Genomic DNA, 16157 nt, shown 5'->3' with positions numbered 1-16157 from the left:
GGCAGTTTTCCAGCGCGGGGCTCTTGCTGCTTTCGCGGCTGACCTCGCGCGGCTTGCGCAGCAATTGGGCAATGGTAGGCATGACCTTTACGCATCCTTTGTACTTGCGTACGTTGACGTCAGTGTTCGGGGCCTGAAGCACCGGGCTCAGGCGGTTTCGCAAAACTTCGCCCAAGACGCTGGATGACGTAAAAGAGCGGGCCTTGCGACAGGCCATGGCTGTGCCATGACCGCATGTTTCTGGCAAGGGCACGCATGCCTTTGCCGGGAAAGCTCGCTAGTTTAACACAAGTTATTCATACGGTGGCAACTGGCGTCACTGGCGAACCGACGGCACCGGGCAAGCGCAAGGGCGGTGCCGTCAGCAGGCAGCGATGGCGCCCCGCCCGGTCCAGCCAGTCGGCCAGATCCTTCAGGTACCAGAGCTCGGCCAATGGCAAGCCCAGGCGAAACAGGCAGTGATGATGCAGGGGCAGCAGGGCTTTCCTGCCCGGACAGGCCCGTGCCGGATAGGCTTCGACCGCATAATTGTCGGTACAGATGGCCACGATGCCGCTGTCGGTGATCCACTGCAGCAGATCGGGGTCGCGGCCATCCAGTACCGCGCCGGTCCGATCCAGCACCTGCGCATCCGGTTGCCCCGCCATGTCGACGACGGCTTCGGCAAACCCGGTGCGCAGCAGCAGCATGTCGCCCGCCTCGACGGCAATGGCACCGGCGCGCATCACCTCGGCCAGTTCGCCGTAGCCGACCAGGGTACGGCCCGGGCCGAAATACCGGGCGAGGTCCACCAGCACCGCACGCCCCTGCATGCCATGTGCGGCAAGATTTTCGATACCCAGGCGCGGGGCCCCGTCGGCACCGCGCGGTGGCCCGATGTCGTCGGCACCGGCGCGATAGCCATTGTAATAGACGTGGCTGGGCTGGCCGTTGCCATCGACATCGAACTGGGCGCCGACGTGAGCCAGGCTGTCCCACTGGGTCGAGTACTGCAGGGACAGCAGGACCTGATCGTCGCAGAGCACATCGATGGCCGTGGCATCGACATGGGCCAGGGCGAAGTTCATGTACGGGACGCCTTCCAGGGTCGTTGGGCTCAGTTGCGGCGGCCGGCGCCTGACGTTCAGGACGTTGCCCCCCGGAAGGTCCAGCGGCAGTGAAAGACAGAACGAGCGCCCTGCCAGAACTTCTCGAACCCCCTTCAGTACTTGCTCCGGCCCTAGCAGGTTGAGTCTGCCAAGTTGGTCATCAGGCCCGAAGTCGCCCCAGTTGGAGCCTTCCGGGCGTCGTGTCCAGCGCGTCATTCTGGTTCTCCGCCATGCAATGTTCAATGATCGAGAAGCTGGCCGGCAATGATCAATTTCTGGATCTCGGTCGTGCCCTCGTAGATTCGCAGGGCGCGGATTTCGCGATAGAGCAGTTCGAGCGGCATGCCGACCAGTACGCCCAGCCCGCCAAAGAGCTGCAGGCCCATGTCGATCACCTTCTGTGCCTGTTCGGTGGCAAAGAACTTGGCCATGGCCGCCTCGCGCGATGTGCGTACGCCGTGGGTGTCCTTGAGCCATGCCGCGCGATACACCAGAAGCGCCGCGGCATCGGTCAGCGTGGCCATATCGGCCAGACGATCGCGGGTCATCTGGTAGGAAGACAGCGCAAGGCCCCCGATCTGGCGCTCGGCAACCCGCTTCAGGGTGTGGTCCAGCGCACGCCGCGCCATGCCTACCGCCGATGCGCCCACACTGGATCGAAACACGTCCAGTACGCTCAAGGCCACCTTGAAGCCTGCACCTTCGTCACCGATCAGGGCATCATCCGTGACCTGGCAGCCCCGCAGCGCCAGACTGCCCAATGGGTGCGGCGCCATGGTTGCCAGCCTTTCGGTCACTTGCAGGCCTGGATTGGACGCCTCGACAATGAAGCACGACAGGCGGCACGGGGCCTCGGGCGGCGAGGTGCGTGCAAAGACCAGGTACAAGTCTGCAATGCCGGCGTTGGAGATCCAGGTCTTGGCGCCGTCGATGACCCAGCCCCCGGCGCAGCGCCGGGCCTGTGTCGAAATTTCGGCCGGATTGGAACCCGCACCGGTTTCGGAGAGTGCAAACGCCGGGCGGATCTCGCCGGCGATCACCCCCGGCAACCACCGTTCGCGCTGTTGCACCGAGCCGTGCAGGGACACGGGCGCGCTGCCCAGGCCCTGCAGGGCAAAGCAGAATTCGGCCAGCCCCGAGCGCCGGCAGAGCATGTCGCGGATCAGACACAGCGAGCGTGCATCGAGCTGTCCATCCAAAGAGGCCGCGTGGCTGAGCCAGCCATGCCGGCCCAGCGCCGCCACCATCCTCGGGGCCAGTGCATTGACATCGCCCCCCTGATGCTCTTCGGCGATCAGTTCGCCCAGTTGCCCATCGATGGCATCGGCCAGGGCGGCCAGCGCACGATGCCGGGCTTCGAAAAAGGGCCAGACAAGGGTCTGTTGCCACATGGAATCAGTCTGGATCTCGCTCATGTCAGGCACCTGCGCAGCCGTCAATCAAAAATATTTCATCAATTCGACCCGATCCTGCAAAGGATCCGGCGGACCATCGTAGACCTTGGTCCCCGTTTTCAGAATCACGCAACGCCGGGCGACCGGCAGACTGCAGGAGACATTCTGCTCAACCATCAGGATGGAGGTCCCGAACTGCCGGTTGACCGACTGCACGCTGAGCATCACCTGTTCCACGATGGCAGGCGCAAGACCAATCGAGGGCTCGTCGAGGATGAGGACCCGCGGATCATGCATGAGCGCCATGCCGATCGCCAGCATTTGCTGCTGACCACCCGAAAAGGTACCCGCGAGCTGCCCCGAGCGCTCGGCAAGAATCGGAAACAGTTCGTGCACGACCGCCAGTTGGCGCCGCACGCGGGCTGCGTCGCCCTCGGTGTAGGCGCCCAGAACGAGGTTGTCACGGACGGTCAGGGTGGGAAAGATGCCATGCCCCTGCGGCACGAATGCAATGCCATCGCGCACGTTCTGGTGCGGCGGGCGGCCGGTGATCGGTTTGCCGCGATACAGCACACTGCCGTGGGCGATGCGTTCGAGCAGGCCGAACACGGCCCGCACCAGCGTGGTCTTGCCGGCACCGTTATGGCCCAGCATCAGCAGAATGTCGCCTTCGTGCAGGGCCAGGTCGACACCGTGCACCACCTGCTTGCGGCCATACCCGGCCCGCAACTGCTGCAGTTCGAGGATGGGCTGCGTCATTTGAAATACCTCGCCGCCAGTTCGGGGTCGCCCATCAGTTCGGCTGGCGTACCGACGGCCAGTGTCTTGCCCTCGTCGAGAAAATACACCACGTCGCACAGGCTCTTGATGACGTCCAGATTGTGTTCGATGATGCACACCGTCTTGCCATGCGCGGCAATCTTCCTGAAGACCGGCAGCAAACCGTCAAGTGTCAGCGGGTCGAGGCCGGAGAGCGGTTCGTCAAACAGCAGCACGTCGGCCTGCGTGGCCAGCAGGCGTGCGATGACGAGCAATTTTTCTTCGGCATAGGACAGGTCTTCGGCGCGCTCGAGCGCCTTGTGGGCGAGCCCGACGAATTCGAGCACCCCAAGCGCCCGGGCCGTGTTTTCATGGTCTTGCCGCCGCACGTGCGCAGGGCGCATGAACACGGCCCAGAGGCTGTCACCCGACTGATCGGGCAGCGAAACCACGACGTTGTCGAGCACCGTCATGCGTCGATAGAGCCTGAGATCCTGGAATGATCTGGCCATACCGTTACGGACGATCTGGTACGGCTTCAGGCCAACGACGCTGCGGCCGTTGAACAGCACCGTACCCCGGTCGGGTTTCAGGAAGCCCGTGAGCAGATTGAATGCCGTTGTCTTGCCGGCGCCATTGGGCCCGATCAGACCCGTCACCGTGCCTGCGCGCAGGGCAATATTGCACCCCGAGACGGCCACGACGCCACCAAATGCCTTGTACAGATCGCGCCCTTCGACGGTGGCCGCAGAGTCGGGCTGACGGACCGGCGCCGCCTGTGTCAGCGGAATGGCCGTGACACCCGCAAGGCTGCGGCGATCGCTGCCGCGCTCTGCGATCAGGCCCTCGGGGCGAAAACGCAAGATGACGATGAGCAGCACACCATACAGCAGCAAGCGGGTCTTGTCGGCCACGTCCACCGGCATATCGAGATATTTGAGCCCTTCGGGCAAGGCCACCAGCAAGGCGGCCCCCAGCGCGGAACCCCACAGATTGCCGGTACCGCCGATGATGACCATGGCCAATATGTAGATTGTTTCTTCGACCCCGAAGCTTTGCGGGCCCACATACTGGAAATAGCGCGCAAAAAGACTGCCCGCAATGGCGGCCAGCCCCGATGAGACGGCAAAGATCGTCAGCTTCATCGCCACCACGTTCTTGCCGGCGGCCTGCACGGCAATTTCGTTTTCACGCATCGCCCGCAGCGCGCGGCCATAGGGCGAATGCACCAGGCGCCAGCCGAACCAGAGACAGAATACGGCCATCAGGACGGCCAGCGGCAGGAATTTCCCGGGTGTCGAGAGCTGGATGCCGGCGATCTCGATCGGGGCGATCCCCGGCAGGCCGTCCGTACCCCCGGTCAGGCTGCCCCCGTTGTCGTAGGCATTGACCACGATGAACTGCAACGCAAGCGTCACAATGACCAGATACACGCCCGATATGCGCAAGGCGGGCAAGGCAACCAGGGCACCGATCGAGGCCGCCACCAGGATCCCCACCAGCATGGGTAGCGGGAAGGCCAGGCCATAGCGGGTCGCCAGAATGGCCGTGCTGTACGCACCGAACGAGTAGAACGCCGCGTGTGAGAGTGCGAACAGGCCGCCGATGCCGATGAGAAGATTGAACGACGTGCTGAGGATCACGTAAATGGCAATCATCACACCGATGTACAGCAGGTAATCCAACCCGACCTCCGGCTAGCGCAGGATGCGCCCGAACAGCCCCTGGGGGCGCACGAGCATGACGATGAACAATACGACGAAGGCAATGGAGCTTTGCCATTCGGTGGGGATGCGGATCAAGCCGATGCCTTCGGCAAGCCCCAGGATCAGGCCGCCCAGTACGGCCCCGCGCAGCGAACCCACCCCACCCACCACGACAGCGATGAAGGCCATGAACACGGCATGAAAACCCATGTAGGGGGACGCACCGTCCTTGACCAGGATGAGCAGCGCGGGCGCCGCGGCGATGGCCGTGCCCAGGGCAAATACGACCAGCGACACGCGCCGGGTGTCGATGCCGACGATGCGGGCCATCTCGGGATTGTCAGCCATGGCCCGTATGGCCTTGCCGAACCGGGAGGCATGCAGAAACAGGGCCAGCAGCAGGCTGGTCAGTACCAGCATGAGCACTTGCCAGACCTGGGTGCTCGTGAGAACGACCGGCCCGAGCAGATAGATATCGGCAGCGACGTCATCCAGCACCCGGCTGCCTGTGCCGAACACGATGCCCACCAGGTTCTCGATGATGATGAACAGCCCCAGCGAGGCAATCAGAATGACCAGATCGCTGCTGTTGCTGGCCTGGAAAGGCTGGTAGATGAAGCGATAGGTGAGTGTGCCGATGAACGCGGACAGCAGGATGCCCACGACGATCGCACCGGCCAGCGGCCAGTGCAGCGCAGTGGCAAAAAACCAGAACAGATAGGCCGACAGTGCGTACAGGGGACCATATGCGAAATGGGTCACCCGTGTGGTCGAGAATATCAGGCCGAACCCGATGGCCAGCATCGCATAATGACTGCCGTTGGCAATGCCGGACAACAGGAGTTGCGCAAACAGGTCCACGCCAGGGCTCCGGAAACGGGGCCGGACCGGGCCGCAGGCCCCATCCGGCGCCAGTGGGTCATTGTGCCGTCACATATTTCTGGAAGACCGGCTTGCCGTCCTTGACCTCGAACAAAGCCACCGGCTTGCTGGCCACACCGTTGTCCTGGAATACCATCTTGCCGCCATAGACGGTGTCAACCGCGGGGTTGGCGCGCAGATACCCGGCCAGTACGTCACCATCGATGACCGGCTCGCCCGCCTCTTTTGCCTGACGCAGGAGATCGGCGATCAGGTAGACGGCGTCGTAGTAATTGGCCGCGTAGAACTCAGGGGCCTCGCCATAGGCCGCCTGATAGGCCTTGGCAAAAGCCTGGCCCCAGGGGTTGTCATCGGTCGCCTGGAAATAATCGGCCATGAAGTGGTAGCCCTCCATGTACTTGCCGCCGATATTCTGGACGTCGGGGGTGTATTCGATGCCGATGACGGGCGTATCCATGCCGAATTCGCGAATCCGCTTCATGGCCGTGCCGGGATCCGGGCTGAACATCCACAGGCCAATCACATCGGGCTTGCTGGCGCGAATCTTCGCGACCTGGGTGTCTATGCTGGCGGCCCCGGGGTCCATGGTCTCGATTGCAGCCAGTTCACCCCCATGCTTCTCTACGTACGGATTGACCACCTTGACGACGTCATCACCCGCGTCGGTCTTCCAGACCAGTTGTGCGACACGGTCATGGCCGTTGTCGATGGCCCAGGCCACTGCAGACACGCCCAGATCGCTGGACAGCGAGCGATTATGGAAAATATCACGCGCCGCGCCGATCATTGACTGGCCCACGCCACCGCCATTGAAGAGGATGATGTTCTTCTGGTCCGCGATCGGGGCGATCGCCAGCGTCGAAGGCGTGAACGATGTCAGGACGGCCTTGACATCGTGCATGTTGATCAGGCGGTTCATGCCGGATACCGCATCCTTGGCGACGCCGCCCTTGTGATCTTCGATGGCGAGCGCAAGGCGCGTGCCAGCCACACCACCTTTGGCATTGATCTCGTCGACCGCCAGGCGGGCACCCTGCCCCATGACCTTGCCGTACCAGTCGGCCTTGCCTGTCATGGCAAACAGGGCACCGATCGTGAATGTATCGTCGGCTGCATTTGTGGCAGCGGCGTCAGCGGCCTGCACCGTGATGGCGGCACAGGCAAGAAAAGCCGCCGTGCCAAGCGCCAGGGTGCCATGCACCAGTTTCTTCATGTCTCCACCTCTTGTGTTTTTGGGGAACCAAATACTCGCTTTACTGACTGCAATCGGTATGATAGCTTAACATCTAGTCTTATAGACCAATATCATGGTATCCCCGAATGAAGCCGTCTTCCCCGACTTTTTCGGCGCTGCTGGCGCGCCACGCGAACCAGACGCCCCAGGCCATCGCCCTCGTCGATACAACAGACCGGCCCGCCAGCTGGCACGAGCTGCATGACGACACCCGGCGCCTGGCCGCCTTGCTGCACGCCAACGGCATGCGCGCGGGCGATCGGCTGGCGCTCTGGCTGCCAAGCGGGCGGGTCTGGCTGCAGGTCTTTCTGGCCTGCGCCCATCTGGGTGTGCTGGTGGTGGCCATGAACACGCGGTTTCGCAGCCATGAAGTGGGCGCGCTTCTGGCCCGCAGCCAGTGCAACTGGCTCGCCTTGTGGCCTTCTTTCAAGGATCTGCCGTTTGCGCAAATCCTGGCCGACATCGATCGGCGGCACACCGCTTCCATCCAGCATGTTCTGCTGGCGGGCACGCGCACCAAGGCCGCGCTGCTGCCCGGTGCGCACACTGTACTGCTGGCCGATGCCCAGTCGCATGACCCCGAGAAGGCCCCTGAACCTGCCGCGCCAGGGGCGTCCGCGCTGGTATTCACCACATCGGGCACCACCTCGGCACCCAAAATGGTCGTCCACGACGCGCAGACGCTGCTGCGCCACGGGCACGATGTGGCCACATTTTTCGACATCCAGGCCAATGACGTGGTGCTGCTCAGCACGCCGCTTTGCGGCACCTTCGGCTTTTCGACCGCCCTGGGCGCTCTTTCGGCCGGTGCCAGGCTGATCAGCACGCCCGTTCTCGAAGCAGAAACCTGTGCCCGCCTGATCGAATCAGAAAACGTCACGGTCACCTTTGCCAACAATGAGTTTCTGGCCCGCATCATGGACTGCCGTACGGCTCGCAAGCCCCCCTTCCCGTCCCTGAAGCTGGTGGGCTACAGCCGCTTTGCACCCGCGCAAGAGCAACTGCCCGATCGTCTGGAGCAAGCCGGCATCACGACCGTCGGGTTGTATGGATCGAGCGAGCTGCAGGCGCTCTGCGCCGGCCATTCGCCCGACGAACCCGCACCCGGGCGCCACCAGGACGGCGGCCGCCTGGTGGCCCCAGAGGCCGTGGTGCGCGTACGCGATGCGACGACCGGGCAACTGCTGCCTGCCGGTGAACCCGGCGAACTCGAAATCAAGGCGCCCAGTCTGATGCGCTGCTATCTGGACGATCCGGATGCCACGCAACAGGCCATCGACAACGAAGGTTTCTTTCGTACGGGCGACCTCGGCCACACGCAGGACGGGCGCAGCTTCGTTTTCCTGGCCCGACGGGGCGATTTCCTGCGCCTGGGCGGGTTCCTGGTCAACCCGCTCGAGATCGAGCGCTTCATGGAAAGCCAGAGCGGCGTCGCACAATGCCAGGCCGTCGGGGTTGCACTGGCTGGCAAGACAGCACTGATTGCGTTCATCATTGCCGAGCCGGGCCATGCACCCGATGAGAACACGCTGATCGCAAGCTGCCGCAAAACCATGGCGGGCTACAAGGTACCCCGACGGATCTTCACGGTGGCGGCGTTCCCGGTCGTGGAGGGCCCCAATTCCAGTAAAATCCAGCGCAACGAACTTCAACGATGGGCGCTCGAGCTTCTGAACAGCAAGCCACAGGCGCCACAGCACCATGCCTGAACCCAATCTGAACCAGGCCGCGATGAGCCGCAGCCGGTTACCGTTCTACTTGCAGCTGGCGGCAGAATTCCGGCGTTACCTTCAATCCGGCACCTGGCCGGTGGGCAGCCGTATCCCGCCGCTGGACGAACTGGTGCGGACTTACGGCGTATCGCGCATGACGATCCGCAACGCGCTGACGGAACTCGAATCCGAGGGCTTGATCAGCCGCGAACGTGGGCGCGGCACCTTCGTACGCAAAAGCAGCAGCACGGTCTATTCGCTCGCACTGCCCGGCAATTGGCAAGAGGTCGTCGACCTGAGCGATCTGCTCGCCACGCAACGCATGATCGACTCCGAACGCATCGTCCGGCAGTTGCCGAAGTTCGACATGGTCTGCCGGGGCGCCCCCGCCCCTGCATACCAGTACCTGTGCAGGCTGCACAGCAGCGACGGTGTCCCGTATTGCTACAGCGAGGTCTATGTCGAAGAGCGCCTGTTCCAGAAACACCGTGACGCATTCACGCGCCAGGCAGCGGCCTCCGCGATTGCGCGCATACCGGATATCGAGATCGACGAGGCGCGCCAGCGCCTGACCATCATCGGCGCAGCCTTTCAGTCTGCCAACGCGCTCCATCTGCAGCCTGGCGAGAGCGTCGCCGAGGTCACCCGCTTTGCCTGCGCGCAAGGTATGATCATCTACTATGCGCGGCTCGAATTTCCCACCAAGTTCGTCAAGCTCGACCTCGATCTGCTGGCGCATTGAACCCTGGCCTCGACATCATGAACCTCCTCGTCCTGCACGGCATCAACCTGAACATGTTCGGCAAACGCGATCCCGCCCACTACGGCGCGATCACGCTCGAACAGATCGACGCCCGCCTGCAGGCCCTGGCGCATGAACTGGGCGTACGGGTCGAATGCTTCCAGACCAATCACGAAGGCGCCATGGTCGAGCGCATCCACGCCGCCCACTCCGATGGCAACCAGGGCGTGATCATCAACGCCGGCGCCTGGACCCACTACAGCTACGGCCTGCGCGATGCCCTGGCCATTCTCGAAGTGCCCGTCATCGAGGTGCACATGTCCAACATCCACGCGCGCGAGCCCTTCCGGCACCATTCGGTGCTGGCCGAGCTGGTGCGTGGCCAGATCTGCGGCCTGGGGGTCGACAGCTACCTGCTGGCGCTGCGCGCCCTGGCCTCGGCCTGAGCGGCCCGATAGCGCCTGAGCTTGTCGAACGACAGCACCAGGCCACCGCAGGCAATCACCAGGATGCCAAGCCAGCTGATGGCATCCGGTACCGATGAGAACACCAGCCAGCCCATCAGGGTGGCGGTCAGGATCTGGGCATAACTGTAAGGGCCCAGGGTGGCCGCACTGCTGCGCACCAGTGCATGGGTGATCGCCAGGTGCGCCGTGGCGGCCAGCAGCCCCACGGCGACCAGCAGCAGCAAATCGCCCCACGCCATGGGTTCCCATTCGGCCAGCCCCACCGGCATGAGCACGGCCGCGCCCACCAGGCCGGTATACAGATTGCTGGTGGCCGGCAGCTCGGTGCTGCGCACGATGCGGGTAACCAGCTGATAGCCGGCGTTGCACACCGCCGCGCCCAGCGGCAGCAGGATGGCCCACGTGAGCAGCCCCCCGCCAGGGCGGGCAATGATGAGCACCCCGGCAAACCCGCAGCCGATGGCGATCCAGTCGGCGCGCGTGGCCTTTTCCTTGAGCAGCAGGCCGGAGAGGACCGTGATGAAGACCGGCGCCAGAAAGACGAAGGCCGTGGTCTCGGCCAGAGGCAGGCGGGCCAGGCCATGGATCACCAGCATGCTGCTGGTGCACAGGATCAGGCCGCGCACGATCTGGATGACGATGTGCTGGGTCCGAAACAGCGAGATGCGCATGCGGGGCCAGAAGATCACCCAGATGGCCAGCGCCTGGGCCAGGTAGCGCACCCAGACGACCTGTGCCGGCGGATACTCGGTCGACAGGTATTTCGTGCCCGCATCCATGATCGAAAACATCATGCTGGCCACGCACATCAGCAGGGGGCCCAGCCAGGTTTGCGCCCCATCCTGCAGGCGCGGAAACGGCAGCCTCATGGATGCCGCAGCAACGCGTCCAGCACGGGCTGCACGTCTGGGCGAACCCCACGCCACAGCCAATAGGATTCGGCCGCCTGGCCCACCAGCATGCCCAGGCCATCGGCCCGCCGGGCCACCCCGCGCGCCCGGGCCTGCAGCAGAAACGGGGTGGGTTCGGCCGCATAGGACAGATCGTAGGCCAGTGCCTGCGGCGCTGGCTGCCAGGGTACCGCGGGTGCCTGACCCGCGTTCAGACCGGCCGAGGTGGCATGCAGGATGAGGTCGAATTCACCCTGCGCCGCCGCGGCAAACGGCCCCACCCGGACACCGGGCAGCGGCAGGTCGGCCAGCAGCGCCTGCGCGCGCTCGAGCGAGCGGTTGACCAGCAACAGGCTGTCGGGCCGGGCCTGCATCAGGGGCAGGAGAATGCCCCGCGCCGCACCGCCTGCGCCGATCAGCAGAATGCGACGCCCGCGCAGGGGGTAGCCGAGGCGATCCTGGATGTCGCTGACCAGACCGGCGCCATCGGTGTTCTCGCCGTGGATCCGGCCATCGGCAAAGACCAGCGTGTTCACGGCGGCGGCCGCCCGCGCACCCTCGGACAGCGTGTCACAGACTTGCGCGGCCTGCTGCTTGAAGGGCGCGGTGACATTCATCCCCTTGCCCCCACGTGCTGCAAACGCCCGTACATCGCGCTCGAACAGGTCGGGCGTGGACAACAGGGCGGTGTAGTCGATGTCGTGACCCAGCTGGCGTGCAAATGCGGTATGCAGTTGCGGGGATCTCGATTGGGCGATAGGGTTGCCGATCACCGCGTACAAGTCGGCCATGCCGCCTCCGAAAACACGTCAAGCCCCGCCAGTGCGGGGCTTGAGTGAGTATATACCGGGTGCCGTGCGCTGGCTCAATCTGCCGCGGGCGCCTCGCCATCGAGCGGCGGCTCGATCGCATGGTCGCCCACATGGGCCATTTCACCGGGCTCGACGAAGGGGTTGGCCTGCTCGCGCGCGGCCGCCCGTTCCGCCGCTTCGAAGATTTCCTTCTTGTGGCGGGCCTCGTGGTAGGACATGCCGGTGCCGGCTGGAATCAGGCGACCCACGATGACGTTCTCCTTGAGCCCGCGCAGTTCATCGCGCTTGCCCATGATGGCGGCCTCGGTGAGCACGCGGGTGGTTTCCTGGAAGGACGCCGCCGAGATGAACGAGTCGGTGGACAGCGAAGCCTTGGTGATGCCCAGCAGTACGTTGTCGTACGTCGCCGCGATCTTGCCCTCGGCGCGCACGCGATCGTTCTCGTTGAGCATCTCGGAGCGCTCGACCTGCTCGCCCGTGATGAAGCCCGTGTCGCCCGAGTCGGTGATGTTCACCCGACGCAGCATCTGGCGCACGATCACCTCGATGTGCTTGTCGTTGATCTTCACACCCTGCAGGCGGTAGACGTCCTGGACTTCGTTGACGATATAGCTGGCCAGCGACTCGATGCCCTGCAGGCGCAGGATGTCGTGCGGATCCGCGGGCCCGTCGACGATGAGCTCGCCCTTGTTGACCACCTGGCCGTCGTGGACCAGCACCTGCTTCTCTTTGGAGATCAGGAATTCGTGGCTCACGCCGTCCATGTCGGTGATCACCAGGCGCTGCTTGCCCTTGGTGTCCTTGCCGAAGGATACGGTGCCCGTGACTTCTGCCAGCACACCGGCATCCTTGGGCGCGCGGGCCTCGAAGAGTTCGGCCACGCGCGGCAGGCCCCCGGTGATGTCGCGGGTCTTCTGCGATTCCTGCGGGATCCGCGCGAGAAAATCGCCCACGCCCACCGCCTGGCCATCGCGCACGATGATCAGGGCCCCCACGGGCAGCGTGATGGCCACGGCATGGTCGGTGCCGGCCACCTTGATTTCCTGGCCGAGGTCATCGAGCAGCAGGATCTGGGGCTTGCCGGCCCCCTTGGTGGCGCGCGCCTTGGGCGTGATCACCACCAGGGTGGACAGGCCGGTGATTTCATCGACCTGGCGCACCACGGTGACGCCTTCCTCGACGTTGGCAAAGCGGATCTTGCCGGCGTACTCGGAGACGATGGGCCGCGTGAGCGGATCCCAACTGGCAATCTGCGTACCCGCCTTGACCCTGTCGCCGTCGCCCACCGAAATGGCGGCGCCGTACGGCACCTTGTGGCGCTCGCGTTCGCGGCGGTTGTCGTCGTAGACGACGATCTCGCCCGAGCGGGACACGGCGATGCGCACGCCCTTGGCGTTGGTCAGGTAGCGCAGGCCCGGTACGAAGCCGACCGTACCGGCAGACTTGGTCTCGACCGAACTGGCCATCGCCGAACGCGACGCGGCGCCGCCGATGTGAAAGGTGCGCATGGTCAGCTGCGTGCCGGGCTCGCCGATCGACTGGGCGGCGATCACACCCACGGCCTCGCCTCGATTGACCAGGCTGCCGCGGCCCAGATCGCGCCCGTAGCAGTGCGCACACAGGCCATGGCGGGTCTCGCAGGTGAGCGGGGTACGGATCTTGACCTCGTCGACCCCCACCTCGTCGATGAGCTCGACCAGGTTTTCATCGAGCAGGGTGCCGGCCGGGATCAGGGTTTCCTGTGTATCCGGATTGACGATGTCCACCGCCGCCACACGGCCGAGCACACGCTCGCGCAGGGCTTCGACCACCTCGCCGCCCTCGAGCAGCGCCTTCATGACGTAGCCATTGCTGGTGCCACAGTCATTTTCGGTGATGACCAGATCCTGTGTCACGTCGACCAGTCGACGCGTGAGGTAGCCCGAGTTCGCGGTCTTCAGCGCCGTATCGGCCAGGCCCTTGCGCGCCCCGTGCGTGGAGATGAAGTACTGCAGGACATTCAGGCCTTCGCGGAAGTTGGCCGTGATGGGGGTCTCGATGATGGAGCCGTCCGGCTTGGCCATCAGGCCGCGCATGCCCGCCAGCTGGCGAATCTGCGCCGCAGAGCCCCGCGCCCCGGAGTCTGCCATCATGTAGATGGAGTTGAAAGACTCCTGGTGCGCTTGCTTGCCGTGCCGATCGATCACCGGCTCGGTCGAGAGTTGTTCCATCATGGCCTTGCCGACCCGATCGCCGGCCTTGCCCCAGATGTCGACCACGTTGTTGTAACGCTCCTGGGCCGTGACCAGCCCCGAAGAATACTGCTTGTCGATTTCCTTGACCTCGCGCGAGGCCTCGTTGAGGATGTCCGCCTTGCTGGTGGGCACGACCATATCACCCATGGCAATCGAGATCCCCGCGCGGGTGGCCAGCCGGAAGCCGGCCTGCATGAGCTTGTCGGCGAAGATCACGGTCGCCCGCAGCCCGCAACGCCGGTACGACATGTTGATGAGGCGCGAAATTTCCTTTTTCTTGAGCGACTTGTTGAGTACGCTGAAGGGCAGCCCATGGGGCAGGATCTCGGACAGCAGGGCCCGGCCGACCGTGGTCTCGAAACGATGGATTTCCTCGACCCATTCACCGTCTTCACCCTTGACGAATTCGGGCAGACGGGTCGTGATGCGCGTCTGCAGGTCGACGTACTGGTTGTCCCAGGCGCGCCGCACCTCGGCCAGGTCGGCCAGGAACATGCCCTCGCCCTTGCCGTTGACGCGCTCGCGAGTGGCGTAATACAGCCCCAGCACGATATCCTGCGACGGCACGATGGCCGGCTCGCCGTTGGCCGGAAAGAGCACGTTGTTCGAGGCCAGCATCAGGGTGCGGGCCTCGAGCTGGGCTTCGAGCGACAGCGGCACGTGCACGGCCATCTGGTCGCCGTCGAAGTCGGCGTTGAAGGCCGCACAGACCAGCGGGTGCAGCTGGATGGCCTTGCCCTCGATGAGCTGTGGCTCGAAGGCCTGGATGCCCAGGCGGTGCAGCGTGGGCGCCCGGTTGAGCATCACCGGGTGCTCGCGGATGACTTCTTCGAGGATGTCCCAGACGACTGGTTCCTGGCTCTCGACCAGCTTCTTGGCCGTCTTGATGGTGGTCGCCAGCCCCATCATCTCGAGACGATTGAAAATGAAGGGCTTGAAGAGTTCGAGCGCCATCAGCTTGGGCAGGCCGCACTGATGCAGACGCAACTGCGGGCCCACCACGATCACCGAGCGCCCGGAGTAGTCTACCCGCTTGCCCAGCAGGTTCTGGCGGAAACGGCCACTCTTGCCCTTGATCATGTCGGCCAGGGACTTGAGCTGGCGCTTGTTGGCGCCCGTCATGGCCTTGCCGCGGCGGCCATTGTCGAGCAGCGAATCGACCGCTTCCTGGAGCATGCGCTTCTCGTTGCGCAGGATGATGTCGGGCGCCTTGAGCTCGAGCAGGCGCTTGAGGCGGTTGTTGCGGTTGATGACCCGGCGATAGAGGTCGTTCAGGTCGGAGGTGGCAAACCGCCCGCCATCGAGCGGCACCAGGGGGCGCAGGTCGGGCGGCAGCACGGGCAGCACGTCGAGGATCATCCAGTCGGGCTTGATGCCGGATTTCTGGAAGCCTTCGAGCACCTTCAGACGCTTGGAGATCTTCTTGATCTTGGCATCCGAACCCGTGGCCTTGAGTTCGCCGCGCAAGCGCTCGACCTCGGCATCGACGTCGATGTTGCGCAGCAGTTCGCGCACTGCCTCGGCACCCATGAGGGCGTGGAAATCGTCGCCGTATTCCTCGGTCTTGGCGAGGTAGTCGTCATCGGACATGATCTGGCCACGCTTGAGCGGCGTCATGCCGGGTTCGATCACGCACCAGGCCTCGAAATACAGCACGCGCTCGATGTCGCGCAGGGTCATGTCGAGGACCATGCCCAGACGCGAGGGCAGGGACTTGAGGAACCAGATGTGCGCGACCGGGCTGGCCAGTTCGATGTGGCCCATGCGCTCGCGGCGCACCTTGGCCACGGTCACTTCGACGTTGCATTTCTCGCAGATCACGCCGCGGTGCTTGAGGCGCTTGTACTTGCCGCACAGACACTCATAGTCCTTGACCGGACCAAAGATCTTGGCGCAGAACAGGCCATCCCGTTCCGGCTTGAACGTCCGGTAATTGATGGTCTCGGGCTTGCGGACCTCGCCAAAGGACCAGGACCGGATTTTCTCGGGCGAGGCGATGCCGATGCGGATGGCATCGAACTGTTCGTCTTGCGAGACTTGCTTGAAGAGATCGAGCAGGGCTTTCATCATTTGCGCTCCAGATCCATGTCGAGCGACAGGGATCGAATTTCCTTGACCAGCACGTTGAACGATTCGGGCATGCCGGCATCGATCACGTGATCCCCCTTGACGATGTTTTCGTACACCTTGGTGCGGCCGGTGATGTCATCGGACTTGACGGTGAGCATCTCCTGCAG

13 protein-coding genes and 1 pseudogene are annotated in these 16157 nt (G+C 64.1%); 3 read left to right on the top strand and 11 right to left on the bottom strand.

The features are described 5' to 3' along the window. The 7 genes and pseudogenes from WCY17_RS13900 to WCY17_RS13870 all read right to left on the bottom strand — a co-directional run. Nucleotides 1-217: pseudogene (locus WCY17_RS13900) on the bottom strand (hypothetical protein); the annotation flags it as partial. 79 nt (nucleotides 218-296) lie between these two features. After that, a complete protein-coding gene (locus WCY17_RS13895; RefSeq protein ID WP_372702784.1) occupies nucleotides 297-1304 on the bottom strand; it encodes a cyclase family protein in 1008 nt (335 codons plus the stop codon). 23 nt (nucleotides 1305-1327) lie between these two features. Then, nucleotides 1328-2503: an acyl-CoA dehydrogenase family protein gene (locus WCY17_RS13890; protein ID WP_372702783.1), complete on the bottom strand. Its 1176-nt coding sequence runs from the start codon at nucleotides 2501-2503 to the stop codon at nucleotides 1328-1330. 24 nt (nucleotides 2504-2527) lie between these two features. Continuing rightward, nucleotides 2528-3241, bottom strand: coding sequence for an ABC transporter ATP-binding protein (locus tag WCY17_RS13885; RefSeq protein ID WP_372702782.1), 714 nt, complete (start codon nucleotides 3239-3241; stop codon nucleotides 2528-2530). After that, nucleotides 3238-4926 carry an ATP-binding cassette domain-containing protein gene (locus WCY17_RS13880; protein ID WP_372702781.1) on the bottom strand — a complete coding sequence of 563 codons (1689 nt, stop codon included), beginning with the start codon at nucleotides 4924-4926 and terminating at the stop codon, nucleotides 3238-3240. The genes WCY17_RS13885 and WCY17_RS13880 overlap by 4 nt, the downstream gene beginning before the upstream one ends. A gap of 12 nt (nucleotides 4927-4938) precedes the next feature. Next, nucleotides 4939-5808 (bottom strand): branched-chain amino acid ABC transporter permease, encoded by an 870-nt coding sequence (locus tag WCY17_RS13875; RefSeq protein WP_372702780.1) that lies wholly within the window; start codon nucleotides 5806-5808, stop codon nucleotides 4939-4941. 58 nt (nucleotides 5809-5866) lie between these two features. Continuing rightward, entirely contained in the window at nucleotides 5867-7042 is a 1176-nt protein-coding gene (locus tag WCY17_RS13870; RefSeq protein WP_372702779.1) for an ABC transporter substrate-binding protein, read from the bottom strand. A 107-nt stretch (nucleotides 7043-7149) separates the two neighbouring features. Between WCY17_RS13870 and WCY17_RS13865 the strand changes: the two genes are divergently transcribed. The 3 genes from WCY17_RS13865 to aroQ are packed head-to-tail and all read left to right on the top strand — an operon-like array spanning nucleotide 7150 to nucleotide 9963. Continuing rightward, nucleotides 7150-8772: an AMP-binding protein gene (locus WCY17_RS13865; RefSeq protein ID WP_372702778.1), complete on the top strand. Its 1623-nt coding sequence runs from the start codon at nucleotides 7150-7152 to the stop codon at nucleotides 8770-8772. After that, nucleotides 8765-9517, top strand: a complete 753-nt coding sequence (locus WCY17_RS13860) for a GntR family transcriptional regulator (protein ID WP_372702777.1) — start codon at nucleotides 8765-8767, stop codon at nucleotides 9515-9517. The genes WCY17_RS13865 and WCY17_RS13860 overlap by 8 nt, the downstream gene beginning before the upstream one ends. Before the next feature lie 17 nt (nucleotides 9518-9534). Beyond that, nucleotides 9535-9963 carry a type II 3-dehydroquinate dehydratase gene (gene aroQ, locus WCY17_RS13855; protein ID WP_372702776.1) on the top strand — a complete coding sequence of 143 codons (429 nt, stop codon included), beginning with the start codon at nucleotides 9535-9537 and terminating at the stop codon, nucleotides 9961-9963. Here aroQ and WCY17_RS13850 read toward each other — a convergent pair. From WCY17_RS13850 to WCY17_RS13835, 4 genes are all read right to left on the bottom strand, one after another. Then, on the bottom strand, nucleotides 9927-10853 hold the full coding sequence (locus WCY17_RS13850; RefSeq protein ID WP_372702775.1) for a DMT family transporter: 927 nt from the start codon (nucleotides 10851-10853) through the stop codon (nucleotides 9927-9929). The genes aroQ and WCY17_RS13850 overlap by 37 nt on opposite strands. Continuing rightward, entirely contained in the window at nucleotides 10850-11665 is an 816-nt protein-coding gene (gene aroE / locus WCY17_RS13845) for a shikimate dehydrogenase (protein ID WP_372702774.1), read from the bottom strand. Before aroE ends, WCY17_RS13850 begins: the two co-directional genes overlap by 4 nt. Before the next feature lie 74 nt (nucleotides 11666-11739). Then, the gene (gene rpoC / locus WCY17_RS13840; RefSeq protein ID WP_372702786.1) at nucleotides 11740-15987 is read right to left on the bottom strand and encodes a DNA-directed RNA polymerase subunit beta'; all 4248 of its coding nucleotides are present in this window, start codon (nucleotides 15985-15987) and stop codon (nucleotides 11740-11742) included. Then, on the bottom strand, nucleotides 15987-16157 hold a 171-nt coding region (locus WCY17_RS13835), incomplete at its 5' end, for a hypothetical protein (protein WP_372702785.1). The genes WCY17_RS13835 and rpoC, both read right to left, overlap by 1 nt.

The sequence above is a fragment of the Castellaniella sp. genome (assembly GCF_041677825.1).
Classification (GTDB): Bacteria; Pseudomonadota; Gammaproteobacteria; order Burkholderiales; family Burkholderiaceae_B; genus Castellaniella.
Note: the sequence above shows the minus strand (reverse complement) of the source record. Positions and strands in the feature narration are given on the sequence as shown.